Source organism: uncultured Microbacterium sp. (assembly GCF_963521695.1).
Taxonomy (GTDB): Bacteria; Actinomycetota; Actinomycetes; order Actinomycetales; family Microbacteriaceae; genus Microbacterium.
This window is the reverse complement of record NZ_CAUQWC010000131.1, coordinates 1-9588: the sequence shown is the minus strand read 5'-3', so window position 1 is coordinate 9588 and position 9588 is coordinate 1. Positions and strand designations below refer to the sequence as shown.

Genomic DNA, 9588 nt, shown 5'->3' with positions numbered 1-9588 from the left:
GGCGATCTCGCCGCCTCCGCGGGGCACGATCCACGCCGGTGTGCGCTGGAACAGCGTCACCCGGGCGCCGCGACGGGCGAGCTCGGGCACCAGCTGTACGGCGCTCGCGCCCGTACCGACGACCGCGACGCGCGTGCCGGTGAGGTCGACGCCGTGGTCCCACCGCGCGGTGTGGAAGATCGGGCCGTCGAAGGATTCGAGTCCAGGGATGCCGGGGACGTGCGGCTCGGTGAGGCGGCCGCAGGCCAGCACGAGGGAGCGGGCGGCGATGGGCTCGGCGCCCGTGTCGAGGCGCCAGACGGAGCCTGCGGCATCCCATCGCGCCCCGAGGAGGGGGGTGCGAAGGCGCAGCCGGTCGCCGAGGCCCTCGCGGGCGGCGACGCCCCGCAGGTACGTCTGTATCTCCTGGCCGGGCGCGAACGTGCGGGACCAGCCGGCGTGGGGATGGGCGGCGAGGCTGTAGAGGTGCGCGGGCACGTCGCACGCCACGCCGGGGTAGGTGTTGTCGCGCCACGTGCCGCCGACGTCGTCGGCACGTTCGAGCACGACGATGTCGTCGCGTCCCGCCCGGCGCAGGGCTCCGGCCATGGCGAGTCCGGCGAAGCCGGCGCCGACGATCGCGACGTCGATGATCCTCACGACCGCGGCCGATCGGCGGGGAGCGGGTAACGGGTGCCCCCGCTCGTGACGACGTACGGGGCGGAGGGATCGGGCAGATCCGTCGCCACCTGATAGTCGGTGGTGCGCAGACGGAACGGCCGCATGAGGCTCCGCGCGATGCGCTCGGCCGCGGCGACCGGCAGCTCGAGTCCCTGCTCGATGCCCGCGTCGGGCAGGACCCGGCCGTCGTAGAGGGTGCCGCCGAGGTCGTCGCCGCCCGAGCGCAGGAGCACGGCCGCCGTCTCGCCGCCCACGCGGGTCCACGGAATCTGCACGTGCGGGATGCTGCCCGACAGCAGCAGCCGCGAGACGGCGACCATCGCCCGGTGCTCGTCGATCGGCGCGCGGTCGGCGACGAGCGGCACGTCACCGCCGGGCAGGGGGATCGCGACGAACTCGGCGAAGCCGCGGGTCTCGTCCTGGATCGCACGCAGACGCCGCAGGTGCGCGATGCGTTCTTCGGCCGTCTCGACGTGGCCGTAGAAGATCACCGAGGTCGAGCGGAAGCCGGCGCGATGCGCCGCCGTGATGGTCTCGACCCAGTGATCGATCTCGAGGTCGCCCGGCGCGACGAGCGCGCGCACCCGCTCGCTGAGGACTTTGACTCCCGTGCCGGGAACGGTGTCGACGCCCGCGTCGCGCATCGCTGTGAGGGCTCCGTCGAGCCCGAGGCCGCCCCGGTCGGCGAGATCGCGCACGTCGAGGGGACGGTACGCGTGCACGTGGATGCCGGGGGCCCCGCGCTTCACGGCCCGCACGATGTCGAGGTACCCGGCGGGGTCTTCGTCGCTGCGCAGCGCCCCCTGCACGCAGACCTCGGTCGCGCCGAGGTCGGCGGCATCCGCGGCGATGGCGGTGGCGTCGTCGAGGTCGAACTCGCCCGGGCCGTTGCGTCCGGTGCGGCGGAAGCCCGTCGAGGTGAGGTTGCGGTTCTGCACGAGCGTGATCGGCTCGCCGACGGTGTAGCGCCGCGCGTCGTCGGCGACGGCCGTCAGCTCGTCGAGCTCGGCGCCGGTCGCGCGCAGCAGACGCACCCAGTCGGCGTCGTCGAGGGCGAGGGCGCCGGATGCCGCGCGTTCGGCGAGTCGGCGGACGCCCGGGTCGGCTCCGGATCGCGCAGCCCCGGGGTCGGCGTGGGTGGTGGAGGGCAGCGCCGCGGCGGGGGCGGCGTCGGGAAGGGAGGAGATTCCGGCAGCGGAGGATGCGGCCGGGTCGGCACGTCCTCCCGCGGCGGATTCTCCTCCCGTCGAGGGGGTCACGGCCGTCGCGGAGGCCGAGGAGGCCGCGGAGGTCGCGGGGGTGACGGAGTTCTCGGAGGTGACGGCGACGGGGTCCGGGTCGGCGCCGGGCCGCTGGCCAGCGCCCGCGGCGGGATCGCCCGAATCGGCGTCGGTGCCGGGAAGGGAGGGGATTCCGGCAGCGGAGGATGCGGCCGCGGCGGCACGTCCTCCCGCGGCGGATTCTCCTCCCGTCGCGGCCGTCGCGGGGGTCGCGGAGGTCGCGGAGGTCGCGGGAGTCGCGAAGGTCGCAGCCGCTCCCGTCGCGGGTACCGCGGGCACGACCGCGCCGACCGGCTGCACATCGGCGGCGAGCCCCGTGGCATCCGCCAACGCCCGCAGGGGAGCATGGAGTGCCGGGTCGATCCAGCGGTCGGCATCGCGGACGAATTCGGGATGGGCGGTGAGGCGTTCGCGCAGCAGGTAACCGCGCGCGGCCGTGTGCGCGGCGAGGTCGTCGATCTGCGGCCAGGGGCGCTCGGGATTGACGTGGTCCGCGGTGAGCGGCGACACCCCTCCCCAGTCGTCGGCGCCGGCCTCGATGAGCAGGCCGAGCTCGCGCGGATCGGAGAGGTTCGGCGGCACCTGGATGCGCATGTCGGGGCCGAACACGAGCCGCGCGACGGCGACCGCCGCGAGGTAGTCGTGCATGTCGGCATCCGGTGCGCCCTGCATGGCGGTGCGGGGTTTCGCGCGGAAGTTCTGCACGATCACCTCTTGCACGTGCCCGTGGCGGTCGTCGAGTTCGCGCAGCGCGACGAGCGATTCGGCGCGGTCGCGCACGGTCTCGCCGATCCCCACCAGGATGCCGGTGGTGAACGGGATGCCGGCGGCCCCGGCGTCGTCGATGACCCGCAGACGCAGCGCGGGGTCTTTGTCGGGAGAGCCGAAGTGCACTTGGCCGGGCTCATCGTACAGGCGCCGCGAGGTGGTCTCGAGCATCATGCCCATCGACGGCGAGACCGGCCGCAGCGCTCGCAGTTCGTCGGGATGCATCACGCCGGGGTTGGCGTGCACGAGCATTCCGGTCTCGGCGGTGATGAGACGGGCGATGTGGGCCACGTAGTCGATGGTCGAGGTGAAGCCGTGGGCGTCGAGCCAGGCGCGGGCCTCGGGCCACCGCTCCTCGGGGCGGTCGCCGAGGGTGAGCAGCGCCTCTTTGCAGCCGAGGGCCTGCCCCTGGCGCACCACCGTGAGCACCTGCTCGGGGCTCATGTAGGCGGGTTTGCGCAGCAGGTTGAGCTGGCCGGGCGTGTCGACGAACACGCAGTAGTGGCACCGGTCGCGGCACAGGGTCGTAAGGGGGACGAACACCTTGCGCGAGTAGGTGATGACGCCGGGGCGGCCGGCGCGGGCGAGTCCCTCGTCGCGGAGCGCGGATGCCGCGGGCAGCAGCGCGTCGAGGGGCGCGTGCAGCAGTGCCTCGGTCTCGTCGGCGTCGGGGCGGTGACCCGCCGCGACGCGCGCCAGGAGGTCGCCCATCGAGGTGCCTCGGGCCGGTGCGACTCGCGGCGCAGCGCTGCCCGTACTCATCGCTCCAGGCTATCCCCCGCCCCCGACATCGGGGCCGGGGACCGCGGCGGCGCCGTCCGGTCGGAACGCTGGATCATGCAGGCTGCGCGATCCTCGCGTGGCCGCCCCGCGCAATGACCGTGGACAGGCGCGAATGTTGCCGCTAACATCACCGCACGGGCACCCCCAACCTCCGCCGACTCGGTCGGCGTCGACGAGCACATCGCTCGACGGGGTGCACGACCACCCGAGCAAAGGAGCCGGACCACGTGAGTACCCGACGACGCCTCGCCTTCCTGACCGTGCTTGCGGTCGGGGCGGCGACCTTCGCGACCGCCCAGCCCGCGGTCGCCGCCGCACCCGCAGACGGCCTCGTCGCCGCCTACGACTTCCGTCAGCCCTCCGGAGCGACGGTCGCCAACACCGCGACGGGGTCGTCACTCGGGCCCGCGACCGTCCGCAATGTGCAGAGCGCCGACTGGACCGCGAGCGGCCTGACCCTGCGCGGCGGGGCCAAGACCTCGACGGGGAACTGGGTCGAGCTGCCCGACGACATCCTGGCGGGTGACCGGTCGGCGACGGTCGTCGCCGAGGTCAAGGCGTCTCAGGCCATGCTGAACTCGTTCCACTTCCTATGGAACGTGGGCAACGAGTCGGCCGCGACCGAGTACTTCTTCGCCTCCCTCAATTGCGGCTCCGGCCGGACGCCGCTTCTGGGCGTGAAGTCCGCCGGTGTCGAGCGGCTCGTGGGAGCGTCGTCCTGCGGCGTCACCGCGAATCAGTGGGTCAACGTCGCCTCCGTCGTCGACGGTGCCACGGGGCGGGCGTCCCTGTACCTCGACGGCGTCCGCGTCGCCGACGCCGCGATCGATCGCACCCCCGCCGACGTGCGCGACCAGTCACTGAACACCATCGGCCGCGCCCCCTGGCCCGACCCGCTCTTCCAGGGAGCGGTCTCGGCCTTCCGCGTCTACGACCGCGCGCTGTCGGCGACCGAGGTCGCGGCCACGGCTCAGACCGACGCCGAGACCCACCAGGCCGAACTGCGGGCGCAGGCTCAGGCGATCCTCGACGCTCTGGCGCTGAAGGACGTCTCGACCTCGACCGACATCGACCTGCCGACCTCCGGCGGTCGCGTGACCTGGACCTCGAGCAACCCCGCGCTCGTGGCGCCCGATGGAACGGTCAGCGCTCCCGTCGCCGGGCAGCCGGGCGGCACCGCGCAGCTGACGGCGACCGCCGCCGTCCGCGGGGTGACGGCGACCCGGACCATCACCGTGACCGTGACCGCCTCGACCGAGACCGCCGCACAGCGCGCGGCCCGTCTCGCGGGGCGATTCGTGATCCCCAGCGTCCTCGAATCGGGTTCGACGCTCCCCTCCGCCCCGGAAGGGACGACGGTCGCCGTCCGCTCGACCGACGGCGGTGTCGTCGTGACCGACGGCGTCGTGTCGGGTGCCGACGGATCGATCACCGTGCGCGTGACCGACGCCGCGACCGGCGCGACCGCCGACCGCACCTTCGCCGTCACGGTGCTTCCGGCCGACTCGACCGAGCAACTGCTCGCGTACAACCGCGTGCCCACGCTCGTCACTGAGGCGAACAACGCCGATGTCGCGCTCAGCATGCACCTCGCCGTCGGCGAGGACGACGCCTGGCGTCCGCTCAACGAGAACTACGGCATCTTCTTCCCGAAGACCGCCGTCCCCGTGCCGGCGAACGGTCCGCGTGACGACGACATCCGGAGCCTGCGCGACCCGCACCTGTTCACCCTCGAAGACGGCGGCTACGGCGTCGTCGCCACGCGCACGGCGCGAGGCGGCGGTGCCGATGGGACGCAGACCTCGAGCGTGCTCTTCGCCCGCAGCGCCGATCTGCGCAGCTACGACGAGGTGGGCATGGTCGACCTCGGTGTGACGTCGGGGGTCAACGACCCCGCGGCCGTCTACGACTCCGCCGCGGACCGCTACGTGGTCTCGTGGGCGTCGGACGCCGGCGCTGCGATGTACACCTCGTTCGCCGACCTCGGCGACGTCTCCACCCGCGGCGAGGTGCGCCGCGGCGAGGTCGCCGCGACCGCCGGCGTCGACGAGGCCGAGGTGGCGAACTTCGACTCGGGCAACACCGTCCCGGTCGACGCCGACACCCTGGCGGCGCTCGAGGTGCGCTTCGGACGCGTCGTCAACACCGGCGTCATCGCCCCGGCACGGGTCGAGATCGCGCAGGGGGCGACGCTCGACGCGGCGGCCCTCGCGAAGCGCGTCGACCTGTCGTACTCGGACGGCTCGAAGGCCACCCGCCCGGTGACCTGGGATGCCGCCTCCATCGGCGCGGTCGACACCTCCCAGCCCGGCACCTACGAGGTCACCGGCACGGTCAAGCAGCCGGAGTACGCGACGCCGTTCGCCGACGAGCGCGCCGACCCCTCGGTGTTCCGGTACGACCTGAACGGGCAGCAGAAGTTCCTCATGATCGCGACCGAGGACATCTACGGCGGCAACATCGACCCGCAGGGCGGTGCGCACATGCCGATCCGCATCGCGAACTCGATCGAGGACCTGTCCGACGAGGCGATCCGCGCCGGACGCAACGTCGAGATCGACCTGCTGCGTCGCGGTGACACCGACGCCGAGGGTCGGGCGATGACCGGATGCTTCTGGGCTCCGGAGTACCACGTCATCGGTGGAAAGCTCTCGATCCTGTTCATGCCCTGCTACGACGGCGCGAACGGTCGCCCCGACATGTTCACCGGCCAGGCCAGCATCATCCAGCTCAAGAAGGATGCACAGGGGCGCGACCTCGATCCCGCGGTGCCGGCCAACTGGACGAAGGCGCAGAAGGTGCTGCGGGCAGGCGGCGGCATCCTGAACCCCGTCCAGACGATCTCGCTCGACATGACCTACGTCGAGGACTCGGGTCAGTCGTACTACGTGTGGCAGCAGCTCGGCGCGCTGTTCATCGCCAAGATGGACCCGGCCAACCCGACCCGACTGACCTCGGAGCCGGTGCGCATCCTCGCCCCCGAGTACGCCTGGGACAACGTCATCGCCGAGGGACCGAACGTCTACGCGCGCGACGGCAAGCTGTACCTGATCTACTCCGGATCGACCGTCGGCGACACCTACACGACCGGACTCGCTCTGGCCACGGCCGGGAAGAACGTCGATCTCACCTCCCCGAGCGCGTGGAGCAAGCTCAACTACCCGATCCAGAAGTCGGGCGTCTTCAACGGCTCCTGGCAGCTCGGCACGGGCCACGGCATGTGGTCGCAGGACGAGGACGACAACCTGCTGTACGTCTTCCACGCCCGCACCGACAACAACAACCTCAGCGGTCGCGACATGTTCGTGCGCCGGGTGCACTTCGCCGCGGACGGCCTGCCGATCTTCGACATGGAGAGCGCCGAAGAGGTCGCGCCCGACAACCGTCGCGTCACGGCCACCGTCGTCGTCACCGCGCCGGCGGGCCTCGAGGTCACCGGGGCCGTGAGCTCCCGCTGCATCTCGGGCAAGGTCACCCAGACCGTCACGGTGCGAAACGCCGGGGGCTTCCCGGTGACGGTGACGGCGAAGGGTCCGTACGGAACGAAGGCGTTCGGCTCCCTCGCCGCGGGCAAGAGCGCGTCGGCCGCCTTCACCACGCGTCTCGGGTCGATCCCCGCCGGAACGGTGACGGTGGATGCCACCGCGACGGTGAACGGCAAGGCTGTCACCGACACGGTCTCGCTGCCGTTCGCCGCCGCGAGCTGCGGCTGACCACCCGGCTGATCGCTCACGACGAAGCCGCGTCCGGACCTCTCCCGGGCGCGGCTTCGTCGTGCGATGGCGTCGGAACCCGAGGTGAGGGCGATCGTTGCGCTCTCGTGAGGTGCGGTGCGGGTGGGCACCCGCTCGCGCTGGCAGGATGGATGCCATGGTCACCCTGCTGCTCGATTCGACGCAGCTCGAGGTCGTGCTCTCGCCGACCGAGCGGGCGATGTCTTTCCGCAGGTCCAACATCGTCCTCCCGCGTGAGCACATCGAGCGCGTGCAGCTCACCGACGATGCGTGGACGTGGTTGCGCGGCGTCCCCAACCCCGGCATTAACCTGCCCGTCGCCGTCGGTATGGGCACGTGGAAGTCGGCGGGCGGCAACGACTTCGTCATCATCCGCGGGCGAAAGCCCAGCGTGGTGGTCGACCTCACCGGTCACGACGAGTTCGAGCGGCTCGTGCTGACCACTAAGCACGGTGTGGCGCTGCTCCAGGCACTGCGGCTCGACGTGGCATCGGAACCCGAGAACGTGGCCGACATCGTCGCCTGACCCGGCGGCTCGCGGCGTCAGCTCGTGAACTGCACCACGGTGTCCCACGCGAGCTTGACGATGAGGATCGACAGGGTCACGAGGAAGACGATCCGCACGAAGCCGCTGCCCCGGCGCGTGGCCATGTGGGCGCCGATGAATCCGCCGGTGATGTTCATCACGGCCATCGCCAGGCCCAGCACGAGCAGGATCTCGCCGTGCACGCCGTAGACCGCGAGGGCGGCGAGGTTGGTGGTGAGGTTGGCGATCTTGGCGTTGGCGCTCGCCTGCAGGAAGCCGTAGCCCAGCACCCCCACGATCAGGATGACGAAGAACGACCCCGTCCCCGGCCCCAGGATGCCGTCGTAGAAGCCGACCAGCAGACCGATCGCGGCGGCGCGCCAGGCGATGGCCGCGGTGCTGCCGTGGCGCGGCGCGTGCTCGAGGCCCATCTGGGGCTTGAAGAGGGTGTAGAGCGCGACCACGATCACCGCGACCAGCACGATCGGGGTCAGCACCTCGCGAGGAACGTAGCGCGAGAGCGCGGCGCCCACGGTCGATCCGGCGTACGCCCCGGCGATGAGGGGGATCAGCAGCACGAGCTGCACCCGGATCCGGCGCAGGTACACCCAGCTGGCCGAGAGCGTGCCGAAGAACGACGACAGCTTGTTCGTGCCGAGGATGAACGGGGTCGCCACGTCTTTCGGCACCGCGATGACGAGGGCGGGGAGTTGGATGAGTCCGCCGCCGCCGACGACCGCGTCGACCCAGCCGGCCACTCCCGCAGCGATCAGCAGCAGGAGCAGGGATGCCACCGACACCGGCAGCCACTCCGCGATCACCGGTCCATCGAGCACGGTTGATTCTCGCCGCTGCGCGGCGAGCCTCCAAATGGGTGGCGGGGTGGGTCAGTCGATGTCGCGACGCCAGGTCGTCAGCAGTCCGATCACGACGAGCACCACGGCGTAGCCGAGCAGCACGAGCCCGCCCGCCCACCACTCGAGGGTGTCGCCGGAGGCTGCGCCCATGATGCCGAAGATCGTCTGCCCGACGAGGGCATCGCTCGCGGCGCTCGGGAACCATTTCACGACTCCGGCGAACCCCTCGACCAGACCGCCGGCGGTGCGCACGATCGGCTCGACGAAGAGCGTCACCGCCAGCACGATGACGATCGCGGCGACCTGGTTGCGCACGACCGTGCCGACGCCGATGCCGACGAGCGCCCACAGCGCGAACGCGAGCAGCATCCGGCCGACGAGCTCCCACGTGTCGGGCGCGCCGAGGGCGGTGTCGATGCCGAAGAAGCTCAGCACGCCCGCGCCGGCCCCGAGCGCGGCGATCGAGCCCAGGATGCCGTACAGCAGACCGACCACGATGCCGACGACGAACTTGCCCACGAGCACCGTGCCGCGGCGCGGGGTGGCGAGGAACGTCGGCGTCAGCGTCTTGTGCCGGAACTCCGTCGTGACCATCAGCGTGCCCACGAGCAGGGGGAAGACGTAACCGACCGCGGTCGCGGAGCTGTAGACGAGGGCGGGGATGCCGTCGGTCGACAGCGCGGGACCGCGCGACCCCGTCAGCTGACCGGATGCCACTCCGCCGAACACGAGGGCGAGGACGCCGGCCGTGAAGGCGACGTAGACGACGAGCACGATGCCCAGCACCCACCACCCGGCGGTGGTGAACTGTTTGGTGTACTCGGAACGGGTCGCGGCGACGAGGCTCATCGCGGGGCCTCCGTCTGATCGGGGGCGGCTGAGGGGACGATGTCGATGACTCCCGTCGATGCGACGGAGTAGGAGCGTTGCGGGCCGTCGTCGGCCGGCGCCACCGCGGGACGCGCGGCGCGGGGCGGCGG

6 protein-coding genes are annotated in these 9588 nt (G+C 71.9%); 2 read left to right on the top strand and 4 right to left on the bottom strand.

Features of this window, described 5'->3' with window-relative positions:
* Positions 1–639, bottom strand: a 639-nt coding sequence (locus RWP81_RS10580; protein ID WP_314455893.1) for an NAD(P)/FAD-dependent oxidoreductase, incomplete at its 3' end; no start/stop codon positions are given.
* Positions 636–3470 (bottom strand): 7,8-didemethyl-8-hydroxy-5-deazariboflavin synthase CofG, encoded by a 2835-nt coding sequence (gene cofG / locus RWP81_RS10575; protein WP_314455892.1) that lies wholly within the window; start codon positions 3468–3470, stop codon positions 636–638. The genes RWP81_RS10580 and cofG, both read right to left, overlap by 4 nt.
* A gap of 248 nt (positions 3471–3718) precedes the next feature.
* On the opposite strand from cofG, the gene RWP81_RS10570 reads away from it, so the two are divergent.
* Together RWP81_RS10570 and RWP81_RS10565 are read left to right on the top strand one after the other, a co-directional pair.
* On the top strand, positions 3719–7204 hold the full coding sequence (locus tag RWP81_RS10570; protein WP_314455891.1) for a family 43 glycosylhydrolase: 3486 nt from the start codon (positions 3719–3721) through the stop codon (positions 7202–7204).
* A 157-nt stretch (positions 7205–7361) separates the two neighbouring features.
* Complete coding sequence (locus RWP81_RS10565; protein WP_314455889.1) at positions 7362–7751, top strand: hypothetical protein; 390 nt, start codon at positions 7362–7364, stop codon at positions 7749–7751.
* Between the two features lie 17 nt (positions 7752–7768).
* Here the strand turns inward: RWP81_RS10565 and RWP81_RS10560 are convergent, their stop codons facing one another.
* Together RWP81_RS10560 and RWP81_RS10555 are read right to left on the bottom strand one after the other, a co-directional pair.
* Positions 7769–8587: a TSUP family transporter gene (locus tag RWP81_RS10560; protein ID WP_314455887.1), complete on the bottom strand. Its 819-nt coding sequence runs from the start codon at positions 8585–8587 to the stop codon at positions 7769–7771.
* Positions 8588–8638: 51 nt separating this feature from the next.
* Positions 8639–9457 carry an ABC transporter permease gene (locus RWP81_RS10555; RefSeq protein ID WP_314455885.1) on the bottom strand — a complete coding sequence of 273 codons (819 nt, stop codon included), beginning with the start codon at positions 9455–9457 and terminating at the stop codon, positions 8639–8641.
* Positions 9458–9588: the final 131 nt, after the last annotated feature.

Excerpts from the sequence above, each read along its gene's own strand:
- cofG (WP_314455892.1), bottom strand. The coding sequence starts at position 3,470 with ATGAGTACGGGCAGCGCTGCGCCGCGAGTCGCACCGGCCCGAGGCACC.
- RWP81_RS10565 (WP_314455889.1), top strand. The coding sequence starts at position 7,362 with ATGGTCACCCTGCTGCTCGATTCGACGCAGCTCGAGGTCGTGCTCTCG.
- RWP81_RS10555 (WP_314455885.1), bottom strand. The coding sequence starts at position 9,457 with ATGAGCCTCGTCGCCGCGACCCGTTCCGAGTACACCAAACAGTTCACC.